Source organism: Pseudomonas sp. CFBP 13719 (assembly GCF_014842095.1).
Taxonomy (GTDB): domain Bacteria; phylum Pseudomonadota; class Gammaproteobacteria; order Pseudomonadales; family Pseudomonadaceae; genus Aquipseudomonas.
The window spans coordinates 37047-60676 of sequence record NZ_JACYVB010000013.1; the positions used below are offsets into that span (position 1 = coordinate 37047).

The window sequence follows — 23630 nt, forward strand, 5'->3', positions numbered from 1 at the left end:
CGGTAGGTTTCAGGCCGCGACGGGCCCAGGCAGGCATCAATGCCCGGGCCTTTCGCCGCTCTCGACTTGTGGCTTGCAGCCCGGCTGCCCGGAGGCCTAATGAGCTATGTGATCGACCGACGCCTCAATGGCAAGAACAAGAGTACGGTGAATCGCCAGCGTTTCCTGCGGCGTTACCGTGACCACATCAAGAAGGCCGTGGAAGATGCCGTCGGCCGTCGCTCCATCACCGACATGGAGCACGGCGAGCAGATCAGCATTCCCGGCCGCGACATCGACGAGCCGGTGTTGCATCACGGCCGCGGCGGCAAGCAGACCGTGGTGCACCCCGGCAACAAGGAGTTTACCGCGGGCGAACACATCGCCCGTCCGCAGGGCGGAGGCGGCGGCAAGGGGCCCGGCAAGGCGGGCAACTCCGGCGAGGGCATGGACGAGTTCGTGTTTCAGATCACCCAGGAGGAATTCCTCGAATTCATGTTCGAGGACCTGGAGCTGCCCAACCTGGTGAAGCGCAACCTCAGCGGTACCGACACCTACAAGACGGTGCGTGCCGGTATCAGCAACGAGGGCAACCCTTCGCGGATCAACATCATCCGCACCCTGCGCTCGGCCCACGCGCGGCGCATAGCGCTTTCAGGCAGCAGCCGCGCCAAGCTCAAGGCGGCCAAGCTTGAACTCGAGCGTTTGAAGATCGAGGAACCGGACAATTTCGGTGACATTCAGGCGCTGATGGGGGAAATCGAAAAGCTCAGCGCCCGCATTCATCGCGTGCCTTTTCTGGACACCTTCGACCTCAAGTACAACCTGCTGGTCAAGCACCCCAACCCCAGTTCCAAGGCGGTGATGTTCTGCCTGATGGACGTGTCCGGCTCCATGACCCAGGCCACCAAGGACATTGCCAAGCGCTTCTTCATTCTGCTGTATCTGTTTCTCAAGCGTAACTACGACAAGATCGAGGTGGTGTTTATCCGCCATCACACCAGCGCCCGCGAGGTCGACGAGGAGGAGTTCTTCTACTCGCGCGAGACCGGCGGCACCATCGTTTCCAGCGCCCTGAAACTGATGCAGGAGATCATGGCCGCACGCTACCCGACCAACGAATGGAACATCTATGCCGCCCAGGCCTCGGACGGCGACAACTGGAACGATGACTCACCGATTTGCCGGGAAATCCTCACCCAGCAGATCATGCCGTTCGTGCAGTACTACACCTATGTGGAAATCACGCCGCGCGAACATCAGGCGCTGTGGTACGAATATGAGCGCATCAGCGAGTCGTTCGCCGATACGTTCGCCCAGCAGCAGCTGGTATCGGCCGGTGATATCTATCCGGTCTTCCGTGAACTCTTCCAGCGCAGGTTAGCGACATGACCGCCAGAGAGCAGAAGCGCCAACCCATCTCCACGGGCTCGGAATGGACGTTCGAGCTTATCCAGACCTACGACCGGGAAATCAGCCGCATCGCCGAGCGCTATGCGCTGGACACCTACCCCAACCAGATCGAGGTGATCACCGCCGAGCAGATGATGGATGCATACGCCTCGGTGGGCATGCCCCTGGGTTATCACCATTGGTCCTACGGCAAGCATTTTCTCAGCACCGAGAAGTCCTACACCCGCGGCCAGATGGGCCTGGCCTACGAGATCGTGATCAACTCCGATCCGTGCATCGCCTACCTGATGGAGGAGAACACCATCTGCATGCAGGCGCTGGTAGTGGCCCATGCCTGCTATGGGCACAACAGTTTCTTCAAGGGCAACTACCTGTTCCGCACCTGGACCGACGCCAGTTCGATCATCGATTACCTGGTGTTCGCCAAGTCCTACATCATGAAGTGCGAGGAACGCCATGGCATCGATGCCGTGGAGGACCTGCTCGATTCCTGCCATGCCCTGATGAACTACGGCGTCGACCGCTACAAGCGCCCCTATCCGATTTCCGCGGAAGAAGAACGTCGTCGCCAGGCCGATCGCGAAGAGCACCTGCAGCGGCAGATCAACGATCTGTGGCGCACCATTCCCAAGGGCGCCGACAAGAACCGCGAGGAAGACAACGCGCGGTTCCCGGCCGAGCCGCAGGAGAACATCCTGTATTTCATCGAGAAACATGCGCCGCTGCTCGAGCCCTGGCAGCGCGAGATCGTACGGATCGTGCGCAAGATCGCGCAGTACTTCTATCCGCAGCGCCAGACCCAGGTGATGAACGAGGGCTGGGCAACGTTCTGGCACTACACCTTGATGAACGACCTCTACGACGAAGGCCTGGTGACCGATGGCTTCATGATGGAGTTTCTGCAGTCGCACACCAGCGTGGTGTTCCAGCCCGGTTTCGACAGCCCCTACTACAATGGCATCAACCCCTATGCGCTGGGCTTCGCCATGTACCGCGACATACGCCGCATGTGCGAGCACCCGGACGACGAAGATCGTCACTGGTTTCCCGACATCGCCGGCAGTGACTGGTTGTCGACCATCAAGTTCGCCATGAGCAGCTTCAAGGACGAGAGCTTCATCCTGCAGTACCTGTCGCCCAAGGTCATTCGCGACCTGAAGCTGTTCAGCATCATGGACGACGATCAGCGGGACGACTTGCTGGTGCCGGCCATCCACGACGAAAACGGTTACCGCACGATTCGCGAAACCCTGGCGGCGCAATACAACCTGGGCAACCGCGAGCCCAACGTGCAGATCTGGAGCATCGATCGCCGCGGTGACCGCTCGCTGACCCTGCGTCATCAGCAACATGACCGCAAGCCGCTGGGCGACTCCACGGACGAGGTGCTCAAGCACCTGCACCGCCTGTGGGGGTTCGATATCCATCTGGATACGCTGCAGGGTGATCAGTTGGTCAAGACCCATCACGTGCCGCCGCGCAGCGAGCACGCGGATGGCAGCCATGGGCGCATGGACCTCAACGTCGTCCACCTCTGAGACAGGTGCGTGCACAAAACCGCCGATGGCTTGGTGTTATCCTTCCGGGCCATCGGAGGTGTTGCAATGAAGATCTATAAAGTGGGTGGAGCGGTGCGCGACCGCTTGCTGGGTATACCGGTTGTGGACATTGATCGAGTGGTGGTTGGTGCCGACGCTGAGTACATGCTTTCTAAAGGCTATCGTCCAGTCGGCAGCGATTTCCCGGTATTCCTGGACCCGCAGACCGGCGAGGAGTATGCCCTGGCACGTACCGAGCGCAAGAGCGGACGTGGCTATGGCGGTTTCGTCTTCCACGCCAGCCCGGACGTGACCCTCGAGCAAGACCTGTCGCGGCGCGACCTGACCATCAATGCCATGGCCGAGGACGACGATGGCCACATCATCGACCCGTACGGCGGCCAGCAGGACCTGGGCGACCGCCTGCTCAGGCACGTGTCCCCAGCGTTCATCGAAGACCCCTTGCGCGTGCTGCGGGTCGCACGTTTCGCAGCGCGCTATGCCGGACTGGGCTTTCGTGTGGCCGAACCGACCCTGCAGCTCATGCGTGAGTTGAGCGAGTCGGGCGAGCTGCAGGCATTGACCGCTGAACGCAGCTGGAAGGAAATTTCCCGAGCATTGATGGAGGCTCACCCCCAGGTGTTCATTCAGGTGCTACGCGACTGTGGCGCGCTGGAGCAACTGTTGCCCGAGGTAGACGCTCTTTTTGGCGTGCCGCAGCCGCCGGCTCATCATCCGGAGATCGACACCGGGGTGCATACCCTGAGCGTGCTGGAGCAGGCCGCGCGCCATGACCAGCCGCTGAGCGTGCGCTGGGCGTGCCTACTGCATGATCTGGGTAAGGGCACTACGCGCCCCAGTGAGTGGCCGCGGCATATCGCCCACGAGCAGCGCGGCGTGAAGTTGATCAAGGCGGTCAATGAACGCTTCAAGGTGCCCAGGGATTGTCAGGAGCTGGCGGTGTTGGTGGGTGAGTATCACACCCATGCTCATCGCGCTCTGGAGCTCAAGCCGTCGACCTTGCTGGAACTGCTGCAGAACTTCGATGTGTACCGACGTCCTCAGCGCTTCGAGGATTTCATCATGGCCTGCGAGATGGACGCGCGTGGCAGGTTGGGGCTCGAAGCACGGGAATACCCCCAGGCGGATTATCTAAGGGGTGCGGCTGCAGCGGCGCGGGGGGTGGCGGTTCAGCCGCTGGTTGCCCAGGGGTTCAAGGGGCAGGCGTTGGGTGAGGCGTTGAAGCGGGCACGGTTGGAGGCACTCAAGGCGTATAAGGCGGGGGGTTGAGGGTGGCCTTGAGGGCCTCTTCGCGGGCAGAGACCCGCTCCCACAGGTGAGTGAGCTTTGCCTGCGACGAAGACGCTGATGATTCAAAGCGTGGCGGGAGTCAACTGTTGGCCGCGCCATTCGAATGGGACGGGGGCCAACACCTGGTCGATGTTCGACTCGCGCCAAAGCTGGTCAAGGCTCACCCCTGCCCCTGGATGCACTAACTCTGGTGCGATCAGCGCCAGTGGCCACAACACGAATGCATTTTTCAGAATTTCGGCACGGGGCAATACCAGTCCGTCGAAGTTGCCGACCAGGTCGCCGTACAGCAACACATCGATATCCAACGGCAGGCCTTTGCGGTCCGGCGCGTAGCGGCCATTGTCGGCCTCTATGAACTTCAACCGACGATCCAGTGCGGTCAACGGCAAGTCGGTCAGCCCGGTCACCACCAGGTTGAAGAACGGGCCGCTCTTGATGCCCACCGGCTGGCTTTCGAATACCGGCGAACAGCGCATGTCCACGAGCAAGGACGCCAGCGCATCGAGCCCCGCACACAGATGGCGTTCACGGTCGGTGTTGCTGCCCAGGCCCAGGTAGATTCGATTCAGCGACATCCGCGCTCGATCTCCACGCCGACACCTAGCGCCGCCGCGACGGCGCCCGGTTTGGTGACCTTGAGCCGCAGCCAGGAAATGCCGAATTCGCTCATCAACAGCTGGGCCAGACGTTCGGCGAACGTCTCGACCAGTTCGAAGCGGGCCTGTGCGGCAAATGCCTGGACGCGCTGCGACACCGTCGCATAGTCGAGGGCCAGGGTGAGGTCGTCGCCGGCCGCAGCCGGGCGGTTGTCCCAGGCGAACACCAGGTCCAGACGCAGGCACTGACGAATGTCACGCTCCCAATCGTAGGCGCCGATCACCGTGTCGACTTCCAGACCTTCGATAAACACTCTGTCCAAGCACTTCACTCCGCAGCACGACAAGGGCGCCAGGCGCCGTTAGAATCAAGGGTTTCCATACCCGGAAATAGTAAGCATGTTCTGGTTGCTGGCGCTTGGCGCCTACCTGCTCGGCTCGCTGTCTTTCGCTATCGTGCTCAGTCGCGCGACGGGCACCCCCGACCCGCGAATGAGCGGTTCGGGCAATGCCGGGGCAACCAACATGCTGCGCCTGGCGGGTAAAAAGCTCGCCATCCTCACTCTGCTGGGCGACTTGTGCAAGGGTTTGCTGCCGGTGCTGGCCGCCGCCTGGGCCGGAATGGCACTCGGGCAGCAAGCCTGGATCGGGCTCTGCGCAGTGATCGGCCACCTGTTCCCGTTGTATTTCCGCTTCAAGGGCGGCAAGGGTGTGGCCACCTCCGCTGGCCTGCTGCTGGGGCTGTATCCACCTGCTGCGCTGCTGGCAGTGCTGGCCTGGGCGCTGACCTTTCGGCTCACCCGCACCAGTTCGCTGGCGGCCCTGATCGCCACGCCCCTGACCCTGCCGCTGCTGGCCTGGCAGCGCCCGGAAGCGCTGCTGCCCATGAGCATGCTGACGGTGCTGGTGATCTGGCGTCACCGCGGCAACCTGCGCGATCTGTTCGCCGGCCGCGAGCGTCACTTCTGAGCTGGCTGGGCAGTACGTTCAGAGTGGTGGCAACTGCTCCATTGGCCAACGGGCCTGGACACTGATCGCCAGGGTTTCCTGCTGCCCGGCCAACAGACGCTGACAACCAGCATAGGCGATCATTGCGCCGTTATCCGTACAGAACTGCGGACGCGCGTAGTAGACATTGCCACCCAGCTCACCCAGCATTTTTTCCAGCCCCTGGCGCAGCGACTGGTTGGCACTCACCCCGCCGGCGATCACCAGACGCTTGAGACCGGTCTGCTTCAAGGCGCGACGGCATTTGTAGGTCAGGGTATCGACCACCGCCTGTTCGAAGGCCAGGGAGATGTCGCAGCGGGTCTGCTCGCCGTCGTCTCCGGCGCTGCGGCACTGCTGCCAGGTGTTGAGAGCGAAGGTCTTCAAGCCGCTGAAGCTGAAATCCAGGCCGGGGCGGTCGCACATCGGCCGGGGGAAGGTGAAGCGTCCCGCCACACCCTGCTTGGCCAGGCGGGCAATCTCCGGACCGCCCGGGTAATTGAGGCCGATCAGCTTGGCGGTCTTGTCGAAGGCCTCCCCAGCGGCATCATCCAGGGTCTCGCCCAGCAACGCATACTGGCCAATGCCGTCGACCTGCACCAATTGCGTATGGCCGCCGGACACCAGCAGAGCGACGAACGGGAACTGCGGCGGCTGCTCTTCGAGCATGGGTGCCAACAGATGGCCTTCCATGTGATGCACGCCCAACGCCGGTATGTCCCAGGCGAACGCCAGCGCCTGGGCGCAGGAGGCACCTACCAGCAGCGCCCCCACCAGGCCGGGACCGGCCGTGTAGGCGATGGCGTCGATCTCGGTTGCCGCGCAGTCGGCCTCGGCCAGCACCTGACGGATCAGCGGCAGCATGCGTTTGACGTGATCGCGCGAGGCAAGCTCGGGCACGACCCCGCCATAGGCGCGATGCAGGTCGATCTGGCTGAACAGCGCATCGGCCAGCAGGCCGCGTTCGCTGTCGTATAATGCGACACCGGTTTCGTCGCAGGACGTTTCCAATCCCAGTACTAGCATGGCCCAGGCCTTGTGGAGCTCTATTCGAAGGCGCGCATGATAGTCGTCGAACAAGGCACCGACCAGCGGTTTTCGATCAGAGGCTTTGCATTCCTCTCAGGTAAGGGTTAACATCCGCAACCCTTAAAAACCGACGTACTTATGCGCGATTTTGCCATGAGATGTCGACCCCGGTAATGAATGAAGGTAGCTCTGGATGCCAGCCGTCAAAGTTAAAGAGAACGAACCCTTCGACGTAGCTCTGCGTCGTTTCAAGCGCTCCTGCGAAAAAGCCGGTGTACTGGCTGAAGTTCGTAGCCGCGAATTTTACGAGAAGCCGACTTCGGAGCGTAAGCGCAAGGCAGCAGCCGCTGTCAAACGCCACGCCAAGAAAGTCCAGCGCGAACAGCGCCGCGCCGTTCGTCTGTACTAATACACAGACGTTCGTTGCAAGCTTCTGCCTTGCCCGGCTCACAGCCGGGCTGCCGGCAGTTGCAGCAGTACCCCGCCTCAACCGTCAGAACTGGCTTCATCGCCAGATCGTGCGCGTCATTCTGACGAGCCTTGCAAGGCTGCAGACGAGCACACTTATTCCTTTGGCAACGCCCCGCTTCGACAGCTACCTCCGGGCGCTGTTGAACGCATAGACGTTTCCGCTACAGAAATCTGCGCTGCAACACCTGCCAGACCGATTTCCAATGGGTACACTTCCGCTCCTGGGCTGCTGATAAAGAGAACGCCATGGCCGGGCTGATTCCCCAAGGCTTCATCGACGACCTGCTCAACCGCACCGATATCGTCGATGTCGTGCAGTCTCGCCTGCAAATGAAGAAAGCCGGCAAGAACTACACGGCCTGCTGCCCGTTCCACAAGGAAAAGACCCCTTCCTTCAGTGTCAGCCCCGACAAGCAGTTCTATTACTGCTTCGGCTGCGGCGCAGGCGGCAATGCCCTTGGCTTCATCATGGACCACGACAACCTGGACTTCCCCCAGGCCGTCGAGGAACTGGCCAAGGCCGCCGGCATGGAAGTGCCGCGCGAAGACAGCGGGCGCAACAGCAAGCCTCGCCAGCCCACCGACTCACCGCTGTACCCGTTGCTTGAAGCTGCCGCGGAGTTCTACCGCCTGGCGCTCAAGGGGCATGCGCAACGTCGCGCGGCAGTCGACTATCTCAAGGGTCGTGGCCTGTCCGGCGAGATCGCCCGCGACTTCGGCCTGGGCTTCGCACCGCCCGGCTGGGACAACCTGTTCAAACACCTGAGCAGCGACAGCCTGCAACAGAAAGCCATGATCGACGCCGGCCTGCTGGTTGAAAACGCCGACTCGGGCAAGCGCTACGACCGTTTTCGCGACCGCGTGATGTTCCCCATCCGCGACAGCCGCGGACGGGTCATCGCCTTCGGCGGCCGCGTACTCGGTGACGACAAGCCCAAGTACCTGAACTCGCCGGAAACCCCGGTGTTCCACAAGGGCCAGGAGCTGTACGGCCTGTACGAGGCACGCAAGCACAACCGCAATCTCGACGAGATCATCGTCGTGGAAGGCTACATGGACGTCATTGCCCTGGCCCAGCAAGGCCTGCGCAATGCCGTCGCGACCCTGGGCACGGCCACCAGCGAGGAGCATCTCAAGCGCCTGTTCCGCGTGGTGCCCAGCGTGCTGTTCTGCTTCGACGGCGACCAGGCCGGCCGCAATGCCGCCTGGCGAGCACTGGAGGCCGCACTGCCAAGCCTGCAGGACGGGCGCAAGGCGCGCTTCCTGTTTCTGCCCGAAGGCGAAGACCCGGATACCCTGGTGCGCTCTGAAGGCACCGACGCCTTCCGCGCCCGCATCAACCAGCACGCACAGCCGCTGGCCGACTATTTTTTCCAGCAGTTGACCGAAGAAGCCGATCCACGCTCGCTCGAGGGCAAGGCGCACATGGCGACACTGGCCGCGCCGTTGATCGACAAGGTGCCGGGCGCCAATCTGCGCACGTTGATGCGCAACCGCCTCAGCCAGATCACCGGCCTGAGCGGCGAGGCCGTCAGCCAGCTGGTGCAAAGCGCCCCTGCCGCGCCGATGCCCAGCCATGATCCGTTGGCCGATTACGATTCGATGCCCGGTTATTCGCCCGACTTCAGTGACTTTCACGCGCCGCCGGCCTTCGAACCACAGCAACAATGGGCATCGGCCAAGCCGGGCGGGAAGAAATGGGAAGGCAAGCCCTGGAAGGGCAAAGGCAGGCGTGATTTCGAGCCGCGCCCGCAGCCGCGCACGCCGGTGACCGTCGAGCCGCCCACCTTGAGCGCGCTGCGGACCTTGCTGCACTACCCGCAACTGGCGGAAAAGGTCGAGGACGTCAGCCATTTCGCCGATGAAGAACAGGTGCATGCGCAGTTGCTGGTAGCACTGCTCGAAGCCCTGCAGAAGAATCCTAAGCTACGCTCTCTGCAATTGATCGCGCGCTGGCACGGCACTGAACAGGGCAAGCTGCTGCGAGCACTGGCCGAGAAAGAATGGCTGATCGATGCCGATAACCTTGAACAACAGTTTTTCGACACTATAACTAGCTTGTCCGCTCGCCAACGCGAGCGTTGTCTCGAGCATTTGCTCAGAAAATCAAGACAGAGTGAACTGAGCGCAGAGGAAAAGAATCAACTGCGCGAGCTACTCAGCCGCAATGTTCACGCACAAACCCCGACCTCAACTGGCGCGTGAGGTCCTAGCTCGGGTATAATCCTCGGCTTGTTTTTTGCCCGCCAAGACCTTCAGTGGATAGGGTGTTATGTCCGGAAAAGCGCAACAGCAGTCTCGTATCAAAGAGTTGATCACCCGTGGTCGTGAGCAGGGTTACCTGACTTACGCGGAGGTCAACGATCACCTGCCCGAGGATATTTCAGATCCGGAGCAGGTGGAAGACATCATCCGCATGATCAACGACATGGGGATCAACGTATTCGAGAGTGCTCCGGATGCGGATGCCCTTTTGTTGGCCGAAGCCGATACCGACGAAGCGGCGGCCGAAGAGGCCGCCGCCGCGTTGGCAGCGGTCGAGACCGACATCGGACGCACGACCGACCCAGTGCGCATGTACATGCGCGAAATGGGTACGGTCGAGCTGCTCACGCGTGAAGGCGAAATCGAAATCGCCAAGCGTATCGAAGAGGGCATCCGTGAAGTGATGGGCGCAATCGCGCACTTCCCCGGCACGGTCGAGCACATCCTCAGCGAATACGATCGCGTGACCACCGAAGGCGGTCGCCTGTCCGACGTGCTCAGCGGCTACATCGACCCGGACGAAGGCATTGCGCCGCCGGCCGAGGTGCCGCCGCCGGTCGAGAAATCGGCTGACAAGGCCGATGGCAAGGATGACGACGAAGAGGAAGCCGACAGCGACGACGAAGACGAAGTCGAAAGCGGCCCGGATCCCGTCATCGCCCAGCAGCGCTTCGGCGCCGTGTCCGACCAGCTCGCCGTCACCTTGAAGGCCCTGAAGAAGCATGGCCGTCACAGCAAGCAAGGCATTGCCGAGATGCTGCTGCTGGCCGAGCTGTTCATGCCGATCAAGTTGGTACCCAAGCAGTTCGAAGGCCTGGTGGAGCGTGTTCGTGGTGCCCTGGAGCGTCTGCGTCAGCAGGAACGCGCCATCATGCAGCTGTGCGTCCGTGATGCACGCATGCCGCGTGCCGACTTCCTGCGCCAGTTCCCCGGCAACGAAGTCGACCAGACCTGGAGTGATGCCCTGGCCAACGGCAAGGCGAAGTACGCCGAAGCCATCGGTCGGTTGCAGGCCGACATCCAGCGCTGCCAGCAGAAGCTGAGCACGCTGGAAGCGGAAACCGGCCTGACCATCGCCGAGATCAAGGACATCAACCGTCGCATGTCGATCGGCGAAGCCAAGGCGCGTCGGGCGAAGAAAGAGATGGTCGAGGCCAACCTGCGCCTGGTGATCTCGATTGCCAAGAAGTACACCAACCGTGGTCTGCAATTCCTCGATCTGATCCAGGAAGGCAACATCGGCTTGATGAAGGCGGTGGACAAGTTCGAATACCGACGTGGGTACAAGTTCTCGACGTACGCCACCTGGTGGATCCGTCAGGCCATCACCCGCTCGATCGCCGACCAGGCACGCACCATCCGTATTCCGGTGCACATGATCGAGACCATCAACAAGCTGAACCGCATCTCGCGGCAGATGCTGCAGGAGATGGGTCGCGAGCCTACGCCTGAAGAGCTGGGCGAGCGCATGGAGATGCCCGAGGACAAGATCCGCAAGGTCTTGAAGATCGCCAAGGAGCCTATCTCCATGGAGACGCCGATTGGTGACGACGAAGACTCCCATCTGGGTGACTTCATCGAAGACTCCACCATGCAGTCGCCGATCGACGTGGCCACCGTCGAAAGCCTCAAGGAAGCCACGCGCGAAGTGCTGGGCGGCCTTACGGCACGGGAAGCCAAGGTGCTGCGCATGCGTTTCGGCATCGACATGAACACCGACCACACCCTCGAGGAAGTCGGCAAGCAGTTCGATGTTACCCGCGAGCGTATCCGCCAGATCGAAGCCAAGGCGCTGCGCAAGCTGCGTCACCCGACCCGAAGCGAGCACCTGCGCTCGTTCCTCGACGAATAAGCTTCTGCGACGAGCACCACCAGAACCCCCGGCCCTGTCGGGGGTTTTGCATCATGGACCGATGGCCTTCAAGTTTGTTATCACCCCCTCTTCCCGCTGGCCGCCGCGCCCGACTACACTGGCCCTTTCTGCGCTGGTCCAACGAGGCTGCCATGCATCGACTGCCGGCACTTGTGCTGCTGACTTCGCTCGCCGGGCCAGCCATCGCCGACACCCCTCCTCCCACTGGCTACGCGCCTGGGCGACTTGAACGTCCGTCGTTGCACACCGACGGCGCAAACGCTCGCCCTGTGTTCTCGGCGCTGGCGAACGAACGCGCGCCGGCGATGGATGAAGTTACTGCGGCCGATGCCGCGCCCGCGCGCGATTGGTACAACACCCTGATCTACGGGCTGCCAGGGCTGGTCATGCTGGTGATTGCCCTGGGCGTGGTGATCCGCATCAACCGTCGGCTGACCTCGGAGATCAGCCAGCGCATCGCTCTTGAGCATGAGCTGCGCAGCAGCGAATACCATTATCGCGGCCTGGTCGAGAGCCTTTCGGCCATTGCCTGGGAAGCCGACACCACCGACTACACCTACAGTTACGTCTCGCCCCATGCCGAGGCCCTGCTGGGCTACCCTCTGCAGAGCTGGCTGGAGCCGGGCTTCTGGCAGCGCATCCTGCACCCCGAGGACGCTCGACGGGCGCGCGCCTACTGCTCGGAGCAGACCGCCGCAGGCGTCGGGCATGCCCTTGAATACCGTGTGATCACCGCCGACGGACGCAGCCTGTGGGTGCGTGACATCGTCAGCCTGATCAAGCATGACCTGCGCCCGGTGATGCGCGGCCTGATGATCGACATCAGCGAAACCAAGAAGATCGAGGAAGCCCAGCGCCTGTCCGAGCAGAAGTTCGCCTCGGTGTTCCGCCAGTGCCCCGACATCCTGGTCATCGCGCGGCTCAGCGACGGCTGCCTGCTGGAGGTCAACGAGGCCTTCGAAGAGCAGATCGGTCTGAAGGCGCCGCAGGTGGTCGGACGCCGCGCCGCCGAGCTGGACATCTGGGGCGTGGACGGCGTGGCACCGCGCTTGCTCAAGCGCTTGCAAGGCGGCAGCGTGCGCAACCTGGAGATGACCTTTCGCCGCGACAACGGCCAGCGCTTCACCGGGCTGCTCTCGGCCGAGCCCTTCGAGCTGCAAACCACCGCCGCCCTGGTCGTGGTGGTGCGCGACATCAGCGAGCTCAAGCAGACCCAGCAGCGCCTGCAGATTTCCGAAGAGAAATTCGCCAAGGCATTCCACGCCTCGCCCGACGGCATGCTGCTGACCCGGCAGAGCGATGGGCTGCTGATCGAGGTCAATGAAGGCTTCAGCATCATGACCGGGCACAAGAGCAAGACCTCGCTGGACCGCTCGACCCTGGAGCTGGGCATCTGGGCCGACCCCAACGAGCGCAAGCGGCTGCTGGAGAAGCTGCAGCGACAAGGCTTCGTCCGCGACTTCGCTTGCCGCATTCGGCGCATCGATGGCCAGGTGCGACTCTGTGAGGTGTCGGTGCGCCCGCTGCCGATCGGCGGCGACGCTTGCATGCTGACGATTGCCCGCGATATCACCGAGCGCCACCAGATGCAGCACAAGCTGGCGCTGGCGGCGACCGTGTTCGAGAGCACCGCCGAGGGCGTGCTGATCACCGACACCCAGCAGCGTATCAGCATGGTCAACCGCGCCTTCACCGAGATCACTGGCTTCAGCGAACAGGAGGTGCTGGGGCAGACCCCTCGCCTGCTTGCTTCGGGCCAGCACGACAGCGCGTTCTACATCGCCATGTGGCATCGGCTGGCCGCCGAAGGGCATTGGCAGGGTGAGATCTGCAACCGGCGCAAGAACGGCGAGCTGTACCCCAGCTGGCTGACCATCAGCTCGGTGCGCAACGGCGACGAAGCGATCACCCATTTCGTGGCCGTGTTCGCCGACATTTCCAGCCTCAAACACGCCCAGGCGCGGCTGGACTATCAGGCCCATCACGACCCCCTGACCGGCCTGCCCAACCGCACCCTGTTCGAAAGCCGGTTGGCCGCGGCCCTGGCCAGCCAGACCGAAGCCGGTGGCCAGGGCGCGGTGCTGTTTCTGGACCTCGACCGCTTCAAACACATCAACGACAGCCTCGGCCACCCGGTCGGCGACCTGTTGCTCAAGGGCATCGCCCAGCGCCTCAAGGAGCAAGTGCGCGACATCGACACCGTGGCGCGCCTGGGTGGCGACGAGTTCATCATCCTGCTGCCGGGCCTGGCCCACGCCAGCGATGCCGAGCACATCGCCGCCAAGGTGCTGGCCTGCTTCGCTGCCCCCTTCCAGGCCGGCGACCACGAGTTCTTCACCAGTGCGAGCATCGGCACCAGCCTGTATCCGCAGGACGGCAGCGACGTCGCCACGCTGGTCAAGAACGCCGATGCCGCCATGTACCGCTCCAAGGCCAAGGGCCGCAACCGGGTGGAGAGCTACACCCGCGACCTCACCACCCAGGCCACCACCCGCATCGCGCTGGAGCACGAGCTGCGCCGCGCCATCGAGCGCGACGAGCTGAGCCTGAGCTACCAGCCCAAGTTCAGCATCGATACCCACAGCCTGGTGGGCGCCGAAGCGCTGATCCGCTGGAAACACCCCAACTTCGGCGACGTGCCACCCGAGCAATTCATCTCACTGGCCGAAGAGAACGGCATGATCCTGCAGCTCGGCGATTGGGTGCTGGAACAGGCCTGCCGACAGATGTGCGAGTGGAAACGGCTGTACCACGAGTTCGGCCCGCTGTCGGTCAACCTCGCCGGCGCCCAGCTGCGCCAGCCCAACCTGCTCAAGCGCATCGAAGGACTGCTGGCCGACAGCGGCCTGCGCCCGCAGTCGCTGCAGCTGGAGATCACCGAAAACTTCATCATGAGCCAGGCCGAAGAAGCCCTGGTGGTGCTGCACCAGCTCAAGCACCTGGGCGTGCAGCTGGCCATCGACGACTTCGGCACTGGCTACTCGTCGCTGAGCTACCTCAAGCGCTTGCCGCTGGACATCCTCAAGATCGACCAGTCGTTCGTCCGCGGCCTGCCCGACGACCCCCATGATGCCGCCATCGTACGGGCGATCATCGCCCTGGGCCGCAGCATGCAACTCACCGTCATCGCCGAAGGCGTGGAAACCCCCGCGCAGCAGGCATTCCTCGCCCGCGAAGGCTGCGAGCAGATCCAGGGCTACCTGGTCAGCCTGCCCCTGCCCCCCGAGCGCTTCGCCGCGACCTTTCTTCGTATGCGCCTTTCGGATTTTTCGGATAGCACTCCCTTCAATCCATCGCTATAATCGGCGGCCTTCTGGGGCCTATAGCTCAGTTGGTTAGAGCAGGGGACTCATAATCCCTTGGTCGTAGGTTCGAGTCCTACTGGGCCCACCAAGATTCGAGAGCCGCGCTTTGCGCGGCTTTTTTGTTTTTGAAAGGGTTCATCACGGACTCCGCCCGGTGGTCCAGAGGCACGCATTTTCGGGCCCCATCAACTCCCTCAATCACCCCATCAAAACAGCCGATTGGCCATTTCCCGCCCCTCTCCGTAACGTACCCGACCGGTGCGACAGATGCGCGCACCGCCTGAGCTTATCCGCATGCTCAGTCAACGATCACGCACGAGCCCCTAATGTCTTTGAATACCCCGCAGCAAATAGCCGAAATTACCGTCGAAAGCGGTGTCAAGAAGGCCCACCTGAATACCTCATCGCTGATGATCCTGGGATTTCTGGCAGGCGCGTTCATCGCTTTCGGATTTCTTCTCGATATTCATGTCAGCGCGATGATCCCCAAGGATTGGGCTTCACTGGGTAACCTGCTGGGCGCCGTGGTGTTTCCCATCGGGCTGATTCTGGTGGTGCTGGCCGGCGGGGAGTTGCTGACCGGCAACATGATGAGCCTGCCCATGGCGCTGTTCGCTGGGCGTATTGGTCTGGGTCAACTGGTGCGCAACTGGCTGTTGGTGACCGTGGCCAACCTGATCGGCGCGCTGTTTGTCGCCTATTTCTTTGGGCGTCTGGTGGGCTTGACTGAAGGTGCGTTCATGGCCAAGACCGTGGCCATCGCCAATGCCAAGGTGTCGGCCAGCTTCGAGCAGGCTTTCATTTCCGGTATTGGCTGCAATTGGTTGGTGTGCCTGGCGGTGTGGCTCAGCTACGCGAGCAAGGATGTGGTCGGCAAGGTGGTTGGCATGTGGTTTCCGGTGATGGCCTTCGTGGCGATCGGCTTCCAGCACGTGGTCGCCAATATGTTCGTCATACCGGCGGCGATCTTTGCCGGGGCCTTGAGCTGGGCGCAGTTCGCCGATAACTTCGTTCCGGTATTCTTGGGTAACGCCGTGGGAGGCGCCGTCTTCGTCGGGCTGGCCTATCATGTGGCGTACTTCAAGACGGCAACCGGCTCCGAAGCGTCAGCCACGGCCAGTGGTGCGCGAACGCAGAAATAATCCAGCTATGCTGGCGTTGGTACTGTCATCAAGGTTGCGAAATGGACTTCACACCTGTCATCGCCCAGCTCTGGGGCATGCTGAGCTGGGCGCTTCCGCTCCTGCTCCTCATCACGCTGTTCAAATCGCCGTGGGCCAAGGGTCATATCGGTGAGCTGCTGGTACGCCTGTTTGCACGCTGGCAACTGGACCAACACACCTATCGCCGCCTGCACAACGTCACCCTGAATACGCCTGACGGCACCACGCAGATCGATCACGTGTTTCTCTCGGTCCATGGCATTTTCGTGCTGGAAACGAAGAACATGAGCGGCTGGATTTTCGGCACCGAACAACAGGCGCAGTGGACGCAGAAGTTTCCCAGGCGCAGCTTCAAACAGGAGCCAATGTCGGTCAGCAATTCCGGGGGTGTTCGGCCTTTCCCAGGTGTCGAGTTATGCAGAGTCTCTAGGGTGCTGCCCTCCCCTAAACTCCGCACCTAATAACGGCGAGTTACCCAAATGTTTGCCTGAATGGATCGGCACTGCGCTGTATTGCAGCGACAATATGCCCCGCTTGCTCCGCCACCTCACCCGAGCAGGCCAACACCTCTTCCAACGCCTGCAATTGCCCCCGAATAATCTCTTCAGGCCGCTCCACGCCACAGACCTGCGCGAAATCCAGCAGCCCCTGACGTGAGGCAAACAGTGATTTGTTGCCGATCAAATTCAGTGCCAGTACGTCGTCGGGGATATAGGCCGTGGTGTTGACGATGTCGTAGGCGGGTGCGAGGCGTGCATCGCCTTTGGCGGGATTGGAGTAAAGCAACCCGAAGTTTTTCAGGTGGGCGTCGCCGTTGCCGAGGATGCAGCTGAGGGTCACGATAGCGAATAGCTGTGCCAAGGAATGCTGTACGTGGTCTTGCGCGCAGTAAAGGCGGATGGCTTTCGCAATGGCCGAGTAGCTCTTGCTGTACTTCTGCTCGGCAGCCAGGCCCATGAGGGCTGTCATGTCCTCGAAGCCAATGGGGTTGAGCTGCTCGTCCCGATCGAAGCGGCGCATGACGAATAGTTTGGTGTTATCGGACAGGTAGAATTCCGGCACGACGATTCCAGAAGCCTTGGCCACGGACATGCAGAGAAACTCGTTGATCGCCAGGCCAGGGAATTCATCTCGGCCGCTCTTGATTATCAGTTCGGACGTTTTCGAGGTGAATCGCTGCGGCGCGTGATTTTGATGCTCAGGTACCAGCACCTTGGGTTGCACCCCTGAGATGCCGGCACGCAGGATGTAGCGATCGACCAGGCCGGCGAAGATGTCCTCTGCACCATCCCAGGCGAGGATCTCATCCAGCCTTTCTCCGGGGAACTGTTGGCGTTGCAACAGCGCATCGACTTCCGGCGAGTTGACTGCGACTCGCCCGATGGGCGAACTGCTGCCTGAAAGTGCCAGGAGTAGCATTGGATCGACGTTTGTCACCTTGGCCAGGCGATTGCGCAACTGCTCCAGCACATAACCCTCAGGCAGATTCATCTGGAAGATGGGATGAAGTTCGCGATGGCGATATTCATCCATTCGCGGGGGCATGAGCAAACTGATCGCCCTGTGGGCACTAGCGTCATCGCGATAGCGGAAGATGTAGTCATCTTCGCTGCGTAGCACTCTTCCGCTCTCTCCTTCCGGGGTTGAAACCTGCAGTAGAGTCGGCATCAATCAAATATCCCGTGAATTTCATCCAGCGTGGGCAACACGGCAGGTGTAACCGTCAATTCGCAGCCCAGAGCGCCGATCACCCGCGCATAGGCGGTCATCCCAACCGAAAGATCGCCCTTCTCGATGGCAATGACCTTCTGCCGCGTGACGCGGGCCAGCTCGGCGAGCCTGGCTTGTGTCATTCCACGATTGAGACGCCGTTGCCTGATCTGCTTGCCCAGGCGAGTCGTGATGAGCTCGTAGTCCATGTTTTGTATACGTGACAAAGTGAGATCAATGTAACGTATACCGAACCTGCACGAAAATAAAGCCGTGCGCTGTAGAAAGTGCAGCGCTTCAAGTTTTCCAGAAACCCTCACTTGGCCTGCAAACGAAACCCCAGCAAATTTTCCTGCAACGTGAACTGCTCGCCAATATTGCCGCAGAAGCTGGTGCGCGGCAGGAAGGCGCCGGCGCCGTTCAGGTAAGGCGGGATGTTGGTGCTCTGTTCGCAGCCTTGGAGGATCCGGCCGCGCAGCGCGCCGTTGGCCTGGGCGGAGCGCAGGGCGCCCAGTGGGGTGGTGTCGGCGACGACCAGGGCGCCGGGCGGCACCAGGGTTTCGTAGGCGCGGGCGAACTGGTGCGCGGAGCGGTCTTGCAGGTAGGGCACCAGGTAGTAGCGGATGTCGTTGCGAAACGGCAGGGCTTCGGTATGGGTCGGCAGCTTGACCCAGCCGTTGGCGTACAGCCCCCACATCGACAGCATGGCCACCGGCCCCGCCAATACCGACAGGTAGACGACGGCCGTGCCGATTCGGCTGCCAGGAAGGTATCTGGCCAGGTGGACCACGCCGAGGATGCTGGCCAGGGCGATGCCCGGCAGGAACAGGGTGAAGCGGTCGAATACGCCGTAGGACACGGCGAACAGGAAGTTGAGCAGCAGCGCTGCCCAGAGCACCTGCAGCGCGCGGGTTTTCGGCCACAGGATGAGACCGAGGATTTGCGGGCCGATCAGCGACAACGCCAGCAGCACCACGGCGTTTTTCTCGTGCCACATGTCGTCGAAACGCCAGAGCGTATCGTTGCGGCCGCCGGCGATGATCGCCAGTTGGTCGGGGCCTGCCAGGTAACGGCGGGTGATGTCGAACAGGCTCATGCCAGTGCCCAGGTCGCTGATCACGGCAGGCCAGGCCGGCGCAAAACCCAGGGCGATGCCGGGCAGCACCAGCAGCAGGCGCAGCTTGTGTTGCACGGCCAGTTGCACATACAACGGCAGCAGCACCACCAGTGTTAGCGGATGAATCGCCAAGGCGAGGCCGCTGAGCGCGCCGATGGCCAGCAGGCGGCCGGTGGCACCGAGTCGCACCGGTGCGGCGAAGCACAGCCAGTAGGTACCGATGATCAGCACGGCATGCAGCACGTAGGGTTCGGCTTTGGTAGAGGCCCAGAACACAGCGTGGGCCAGCACGGTGGCGGTTGCCGCCAGCAGCGCCAGGTGACGTGGGGTGCCGACACTGACCGCCAGGCCGTGGACGACCACGGCCAGTGGCAGCAACAGGATGGCGTTGAGCAGGCTGAGCAGGTGCATGCCCAGCAGCGCATGAACGACACGAGCGATGAGCGCGTAGAGCGGGTGGCTCACCGGTCCCAGGGACTCGCTGAAGAACGGGCCTTGCGCGGCGTCGGCCAACATCAGGCCGTTGTCCATCCACTGCACCGGACCGCTGGCGGCCAGGAAGCTGGCGATCACGGCGCACGCCAGCATCAGGCCGGCCACGACGGTCGGCCTGTGCGTGCCACGGGTTGAACTCATGCTCCTTGTTCTCCTGTTCCTTGCTCCGTGGGGGCCACGAGCAGCGAGTCGTTCGGTGAGGGTATGAATGGAAATAGAGTTGATGCGTGAACTATCGCGAGGCGAACTATAGAGAGATTAATAGTTTTGCCACTTCAATTTAATCAATCCACCGCACTCGGCCTGCCGTTCGCCTGACGCCAGAAACAACAAGTTTGCGCACACTTTCGACAAGTCGCGTCAAACTTTCCGTTCAACTGCAGAGTGCGGAACAAAAGGCTCTGAATCATTTGAAAAAGCGTCATTGGCAACATTGCTTTGAGCACGGCGCCGATCAATGGCCTAATCGACGCATGCCCACTCACTGATGGAGCCTGTTTTGTCCGACCGCCACTCGTTTGCCCTGGATGCCATAGACCGCCAACTGATCGCCGCCCTGCAGATCAATGCCCGCGAAAGCGTGGCGATGCTCGCTCGCGGCCTGGGCATCGCACGTACCACGGTCACCGCGCGGCTGGCGCGGCTGGAAAGCTGCGGGGTCATCAGCGGGTACGGGGTACGGCTGGGGCAGCACGCACTGGATGGCGGCCTGCAGGCCTACGTCGGCATCACCGTGCAGCCGCGCTCCGGCAAGGAAGTGGTACGGCGCCTGAGTGGCATGGCGCAGGTGCAGCAACTGTGCGCCGTCAGTGGCGAGTTCGATTACGTGGCCTGGCTGCGTACCGATTCGCCGGAACAGCTGGATGAGTTGCTGGACCAGATCGGCAGCGTCGACGGGGTGGAGAAAACCACGACCTCGATCATCCTCAGCAACAAGGTAGACCGCCGGGGTTGAGCGCAAGCAGGCACAATGCAGCGTAGACACATCCATTCGACCGATAAAACGTCATATCGACGACACTTTGCGTCTTATTTACCACAGCGCCCTTGCCTAGAATGAACGTGCCTTTTCCTCGTTCAGCCTCAGCCAAGGTCCCCCCATGAGCCCAACTTCGCGTCACCCCGCCGACGGCAAGAAGCCCGTCACCGTTTTCGGCCCGGACTTTCCCTTTGCTTTCGACGACTGGATCGAGCATCCGGCCGGGCTGGGCGTGATTCCCGAGCATCATCATGGGGCCGAGGTGGCCATCGTCGGCGCCGGTATCGCCGGGCTGGTGGCGGCCTACGAGCTGATGAAGCTGGGCCTGCGGCCGGTGGTCTATGAAGCCTCGAAAATGGGCGGGCGCCTGCGCTCGCAGAAGTTCGAGGGCACCGAGGAGATCGTTGCCGAGCTGGGCGGGATGCGCTTTCCGGTTTCGTCCACGGCGTTCTACCACTACGTCGACAAGCTCGGCCTGAAGACCAAGCCCTTTCCCAACCCGCTGACGCCGGCGTCGGGCAGTACCGTGATCGATCTGGAGGGCGAGACCTACTACGCCCAGACCCTGGCCGACCTGCCGGCGCTGTTTCAGGAAGTGGCCGACGCCTGGGCCGATGCACTGGAGGAAGGCGCACGTTTCGGTGATATCCAGCAGGCGATCCGCGATCGCGACGTGCCGCGCCTCAAGGAACTGTGGAACACCCTGGTGCCGTTGTGGGACGACCGCACCTTCTATGATTTCGTGGCCACGTCCAAGGCCTTTGCGCAGTTGTCATTCCACCACCGCGAGGTGTTTGGCCAGGTCGGTTTCGGCACCGGCGGCTGGGATTCGGACTTTCCCAACTCGATGCTGGAAATCTTCCGCGTGGTGATGACCAACTGCGACGATCACCAGCATCTGGTGATCGGCGGCGTGGAGCAGGTGCCGCTGGGCTTGTGGAAGCATGCGCCCGAACGCTGTGCTCACTGGCCGGCCGGCACCAGCCTGGCTTCACTGCACCGGGGCGCGCCGCGCGGCGGGGTGAAGAAGATCGCCCGCGCCGCCGATGGCCGCTTTGCGGTGACCGATCACTGGGACGACACCCGCCACTACGCCGCTGTGCTGACCACCTGCCAGAGCTGGCTGCTGACCACCCAGATCGAATGCGAGGAGACGCTGTTCTCACAGAAGATGTGGATGGCGCTGGACCGTACCCGCTACATGCAGTCTTCGAAGACCTTCGTCATGGTCGACCGGCCCTTCTGGAAGGACAAGGACCCGGAGACCGGCCGCGACCTGATGAGCATGACCCTCACCGACCGCCTGACCCGCGGCACCTACCTGTTCGACCATGGCGACGACAAGCCAGGGGTGATCTGCCTGTCGTATGCGTGGATGAGCGATGCCTTGAAGATGCTGCCTCACCCCGTGGAGAAGCGCGTCAAGCTGGCGCTGGACGCCTTGAAGAAGATCTATCCGAAGGTGGATATCGCCGCGCGCATCATCGGCGATCCGATCACCGTGTCGTGGGAAGCGGACCCTTACTTCCTTGGCGCGTTCAAGGGCGCGCTGCCGGGTCACTACCGTTACAACCAGCGCATGTATGCGCACTTTATGCAAAGCGCGCTGCCAGATGCACAACGCGGTATCTTCATCGCCGGTGACGACGTGTCGTGGACGCCTGCCTGGGTCGAAGGCGCGGTTCAGACGTCACTGAATGCGGTGTGGGGCATCATGACCCACTTCGATGGCTACACTCACCCGGAGAACCCTGGGCCGGGGGATGTTTTCGACGAACTGGGGCCCATTGCCCTGTCGGATTGACCGTGCCCTTGATCGCCACACTTGATCAGCAGACTTGATCACAAAAGGAGCCCGCATGCGCATAGCCTTGTACCAATGCCAGTCCCAACCGCTCGACGTCGAGGGCAACCTTGCCCGTCTGCAGGCGCGCGCCCGCGAGGCCGCACAGTGGGAAGTCGAACTGCTGGTACTGCCGGAGATGTTCCTGAGCGGCTACAACATCGGCGCGGAGGCGGCGCGCACCCTGGCGCAGGCCAGTGACGGCGCCAACGCCGAGCAGGTCGCGCAGATCGCCCGGCAATTCGGCCTGGCCATTTTGTACGGCTACCCCGAACTGGATGAACAGGGCAACGTGTACAACGCGGTGCAATTGATTGACCGCACCGGTGCGCGCCTGGGCAACTACCGCAAGACACACCTGTTCGGCGACGCCGATCGCGCCATGTTCAGCGCAGGCGCACAGGCGCCCGCGCTGCTCGAGTTCAATGGCTGGAAGCTGGGCCTGTTGATCTGCTACGACCTGGAGTTTCCGGAGAATGCCCGCCGGCTGGCGGCCGCCGGGGCCGAACTGATTCTGGTGCCCACGGCCAACATGGTGCCCTACGGTTTCATTGCCGAGGTGACCGTGCGCAGCCGGGCTTTCGAGAACCAGTGTTACGTGGCGTATGCCAACTACTGCGGCAAGGAGGCGGAATTCGAGTACTGCGGGTTGAGCAGCATTGCCGGGGCGGATGGGCAGCAGATTGCCAAGGCCAGCCGAGACGAAGCGTTGATCGTGGGTACGTTGGACAAAGCCACGCTGGCATCGGCGCGCACTGCCTTTACCTATTTGAACGACAGGCGGCCGGAGCTTTATTGAATCAGCCTTGGGAGCGGTGATTGGCCGCGAGAGGCATACCGGAGCGTATCTGATACACCGCGGGGTTTTTTCGCGGCCGCTGACCGCTCCTACGGAGTTCCAGGTGTTTGTGCGGAAGAAATGGCGCTTGGCCAGTGATGTCAATAAACCATCATAGAGGTGCTCCTACCTCCATGATGGTTTTTTTTTGACGACATTAAATAGTCGGCTTCCGTAGGGATTTCGAGGTTCCTCCGCGCTTGCGGAACGGCTGAGCCCAGGCGCTGTGCGGGTTCGCGAGCCGTGCAGTGGATTGGCGTGCGGAAAACGTCAGAAACCCGCAATTAAGCAGCAATATGCCAGCGCCAGAAATAAATTCTGATGCAAATCATACGGTTAAGTAATTCTTACGAACACATTCTAGCCAGTGCACTATTTTTGACGAAAGCGATTGACAGTCCCCCTGCCAAAGCCGATATATCACCCATCTGCCGCCAACACAGCAGTTGCAGTGGTGCCAAAGAGCGCCGCGCACATTCGACCCACTACCCCGTATTGCCTCGCAGGCGCTGACTTTGATGACCGGTCCGCGCTGCGTGTTCTGGCGTGTGCAGTCAGCCAGGTTCATTGCAGTACGCGGTCGTTGCGTGCAAACGAAGTTGGAAGTCGCAAGTTCAAGGGATCGTCGAGTACGAACCGGGCGGTAGCTTTGCCCAAACATATAGAACGTTAGTTATGGCGTTCAATCAATCGCGTGTCCAAGGAGGGTTCTTCC

General features: G+C 61.9%; 17 protein-coding genes, 1 tRNA gene and 2 pseudogenes. 14 read left to right on the forward strand and 6 right to left on the reverse strand.

Translation table 11 applies throughout. From position 1 onward, the window contains the following. Nucleotides 1–99 precede the first annotated feature (99 nt). The 3 genes from IFT57_RS25560 (at nucleotide 100) to IFT57_RS25570 (ending at nucleotide 4220) form a co-directional block, all read left to right on the forward strand. Nucleotides 100–1371, forward strand: coding sequence for a YeaH/YhbH family protein (locus IFT57_RS25560; RefSeq protein ID WP_192153092.1), 1272 nt, complete (start codon nucleotides 100–102; stop codon nucleotides 1369–1371). Further along, nucleotides 1368–2930 (forward strand): SpoVR family protein, encoded by a 1563-nt coding sequence (locus tag IFT57_RS25565; protein ID WP_192153093.1) that lies wholly within the window; start codon nucleotides 1368–1370, stop codon nucleotides 2928–2930. Before IFT57_RS25560 ends, IFT57_RS25565 begins: the two co-directional genes overlap by 4 nt. 66 nt (nucleotides 2931–2996) lie before the next feature. After that, nucleotides 2997–4220, forward strand: coding sequence for a multifunctional CCA addition/repair protein (locus IFT57_RS25570; RefSeq protein ID WP_192153094.1), 1224 nt, complete (start codon nucleotides 2997–2999; stop codon nucleotides 4218–4220). Nucleotides 4221–4303: 83 nt separating this feature from the next. On the opposite strand, the gene folK is transcribed toward IFT57_RS25570, so the two are convergent. After that, nucleotides 4304–4819 carry a 2-amino-4-hydroxy-6-hydroxymethyldihydropteridine diphosphokinase gene (gene folK / locus IFT57_RS25575; RefSeq protein WP_192153095.1) on the reverse strand — a complete coding sequence of 172 codons (516 nt, stop codon included), beginning with the start codon at nucleotides 4817–4819 and terminating at the stop codon, nucleotides 4304–4306. Continuing rightward, complete coding sequence (gene folB, locus IFT57_RS25580; RefSeq protein WP_192153096.1) at nucleotides 4810–5163, reverse strand: dihydroneopterin aldolase; 354 nt, start codon at nucleotides 5161–5163, stop codon at nucleotides 4810–4812. Before folB ends, folK begins: the two co-directional genes overlap by 10 nt. A 76-nt stretch (nucleotides 5164–5239) precedes the next feature. Here folB and plsY point away from each other — a divergent pair, with 76 nt between their 5' ends. After that, complete coding sequence (gene plsY, locus IFT57_RS25585) at nucleotides 5240–5809, forward strand: glycerol-3-phosphate 1-O-acyltransferase PlsY (RefSeq protein WP_122800776.1); 570 nt, start codon at nucleotides 5240–5242, stop codon at nucleotides 5807–5809. Between the two features lie 18 nt (nucleotides 5810–5827). On the opposite strand, the gene tsaD is transcribed toward plsY, so the two are convergent. Further along, nucleotides 5828–6853 carry a tRNA (adenosine(37)-N6)-threonylcarbamoyltransferase complex transferase subunit TsaD gene (gene tsaD, locus IFT57_RS25590; RefSeq protein ID WP_122795556.1) on the reverse strand — a complete coding sequence of 342 codons (1026 nt, stop codon included), beginning with the start codon at nucleotides 6851–6853 and terminating at the stop codon, nucleotides 5828–5830. A gap of 196 nt (nucleotides 6854–7049) precedes the next feature. Between tsaD and rpsU the strand changes: the two genes are divergently transcribed. From rpsU to IFT57_RS25625, 7 genes and pseudogenes are all read left to right on the forward strand, one after another. After that, nucleotides 7050–7265, forward strand: coding sequence for a 30S ribosomal protein S21 (gene rpsU, locus IFT57_RS25595; protein ID WP_002551877.1), 216 nt, complete (start codon nucleotides 7050–7052; stop codon nucleotides 7263–7265). Between the two features lie 308 nt (nucleotides 7266–7573). Further along, nucleotides 7574–9532: a DNA primase gene (gene dnaG / locus IFT57_RS25600; protein ID WP_192153097.1), complete on the forward strand. Its 1959-nt coding sequence runs from the start codon at nucleotides 7574–7576 to the stop codon at nucleotides 9530–9532. A 67-nt stretch (nucleotides 9533–9599) separates the two neighbouring features. Beyond that, nucleotides 9600–11444, forward strand: coding sequence for an RNA polymerase sigma factor RpoD (gene rpoD, locus IFT57_RS25605; protein WP_192153098.1), 1845 nt, complete (start codon nucleotides 9600–9602; stop codon nucleotides 11442–11444). A gap of 368 nt (nucleotides 11445–11812) precedes the next feature. Then, nucleotides 11813–14767: pseudogene (locus IFT57_RS25610) on the forward strand (sensor domain-containing protein); the annotation flags it as partial. A 14-nt stretch (nucleotides 14768–14781) separates the two neighbouring features. Continuing rightward, nucleotides 14782–14858: transfer RNA gene (locus tag IFT57_RS25615), tRNA-Ile, on the forward strand. A gap of 238 nt (nucleotides 14859–15096) precedes the next feature. After that, nucleotides 15097–15912, forward strand: a complete 816-nt coding sequence (locus IFT57_RS25620; RefSeq protein WP_192153099.1) for a formate/nitrite transporter family protein — start codon at nucleotides 15097–15099, stop codon at nucleotides 15910–15912. A gap of 41 nt (nucleotides 15913–15953) precedes the next feature. Next, a pseudogene (locus tag IFT57_RS25625) lies at nucleotides 15954–16301 on the forward strand (nuclease-related domain-containing protein); the annotation flags it as partial. Nucleotides 16302–16404: 103 nt separating this feature from the next. Here IFT57_RS25625 and IFT57_RS25630 read toward each other — a convergent pair. From IFT57_RS25630 to IFT57_RS25640, 3 genes are all read right to left on the reverse strand, one after another. Beyond that, complete coding sequence (locus IFT57_RS25630; protein WP_192153100.1) at nucleotides 16405–17601, reverse strand: type II toxin-antitoxin system HipA family toxin; 1197 nt, start codon at nucleotides 17599–17601, stop codon at nucleotides 16405–16407. Then, entirely contained in the window at nucleotides 17601–17852 is a 252-nt protein-coding gene (locus IFT57_RS25635) for a helix-turn-helix transcriptional regulator (protein ID WP_192153101.1), read from the reverse strand. The genes IFT57_RS25630 and IFT57_RS25635 overlap by 1 nt, the downstream gene beginning before the upstream one ends. 107 nt (nucleotides 17853–17959) lie before the next feature. Continuing rightward, nucleotides 17960–19396, reverse strand: a complete 1437-nt coding sequence (locus IFT57_RS25640; RefSeq protein ID WP_192153102.1) for a DUF2723 domain-containing protein — start codon at nucleotides 19394–19396, stop codon at nucleotides 17960–17962. A gap of 346 nt (nucleotides 19397–19742) precedes the next feature. On the opposite strand from IFT57_RS25640, the gene IFT57_RS25645 reads away from it, so the two are divergent. The 3 genes from IFT57_RS25645 (at nucleotide 19743) to IFT57_RS25655 (ending at nucleotide 22876) form a co-directional block, all read left to right on the forward strand. Further along, the gene (locus IFT57_RS25645; protein ID WP_122800781.1) at nucleotides 19743–20210 is read left to right on the forward strand and encodes an Lrp/AsnC family transcriptional regulator; all 468 of its coding nucleotides are present in this window, start codon (nucleotides 19743–19745) and stop codon (nucleotides 20208–20210) included. 145 nt (nucleotides 20211–20355) lie between these two features. Beyond that, on the forward strand, nucleotides 20356–22038 hold the full coding sequence (locus IFT57_RS25650; protein ID WP_122800782.1) for a flavin monoamine oxidase family protein: 1683 nt from the start codon (nucleotides 20356–20358) through the stop codon (nucleotides 22036–22038). Nucleotides 22039–22093: 55 nt separating this feature from the next. After that, nucleotides 22094–22876, forward strand: coding sequence for a carbon-nitrogen hydrolase family protein (locus IFT57_RS25655; RefSeq protein WP_192153103.1), 783 nt, complete (start codon nucleotides 22094–22096; stop codon nucleotides 22874–22876). The last annotated feature ends 754 nt before the right edge of the window (nucleotides 22877–23630 follow it).

Coding starts and splice junctions, on each gene's coding strand:
- IFT57_RS25565 (WP_192153093.1), top strand. CDS start 1,368: ATGACCGCCAGAGAGCAGAAGCGCCAACCCATCTCCACGGGCTCGGAA.
- plsY (WP_122800776.1), top strand. CDS start 5,240: ATGTTCTGGTTGCTGGCGCTTGGCGCCTACCTGCTCGGCTCGCTGTCT.
- dnaG (WP_192153097.1), top strand. CDS start 7,574: ATGGCCGGGCTGATTCCCCAAGGCTTCATCGACGACCTGCTCAACCGC.
- IFT57_RS25650 (WP_122800782.1), top strand. CDS start 20,356: ATGAGCCCAACTTCGCGTCACCCCGCCGACGGCAAGAAGCCCGTCACC.
- IFT57_RS25630 (WP_192153100.1), bottom strand. CDS start 17,601: ATGCCGACTCTACTGCAGGTTTCAACCCCGGAAGGAGAGAGCGGAAGA.
- tsaD (WP_122795556.1), bottom strand. CDS start 6,853: ATGCTAGTACTGGGATTGGAAACGTCCTGCGACGAAACCGGTGTCGCA.
- IFT57_RS25620 (WP_192153099.1), top strand. CDS start 15,097: ATGTCTTTGAATACCCCGCAGCAAATAGCCGAAATTACCGTCGAAAGC.
- folK (WP_192153095.1), bottom strand. CDS start 4,819: ATGTCGCTGAATCGAATCTACCTGGGCCTGGGCAGCAACACCGACCGT.
- IFT57_RS25570 (WP_192153094.1), top strand. CDS start 2,997: ATGAAGATCTATAAAGTGGGTGGAGCGGTGCGCGACCGCTTGCTGGGT.
- IFT57_RS25645 (WP_122800781.1), top strand. CDS start 19,743: ATGGAGCCTGTTTTGTCCGACCGCCACTCGTTTGCCCTGGATGCCATA.
- IFT57_RS25655 (WP_192153103.1), top strand. CDS start 22,094: ATGCGCATAGCCTTGTACCAATGCCAGTCCCAACCGCTCGACGTCGAG.
- rpoD (WP_192153098.1), top strand. CDS start 9,600: ATGTCCGGAAAAGCGCAACAGCAGTCTCGTATCAAAGAGTTGATCACC.
- IFT57_RS25640 (WP_192153102.1), bottom strand. CDS start 19,396: ATGAGTTCAACCCGTGGCACGCACAGGCCGACCGTCGTGGCCGGCCTG.
- rpsU (WP_002551877.1), top strand. CDS start 7,050: ATGCCAGCCGTCAAAGTTAAAGAGAACGAACCCTTCGACGTAGCTCTG.
- IFT57_RS25635 (WP_192153101.1), bottom strand. CDS start 17,852: ATGGACTACGAGCTCATCACGACTCGCCTGGGCAAGCAGATCAGGCAA.
- IFT57_RS25560 (WP_192153092.1), top strand. CDS start 100: ATGAGCTATGTGATCGACCGACGCCTCAATGGCAAGAACAAGAGTACG.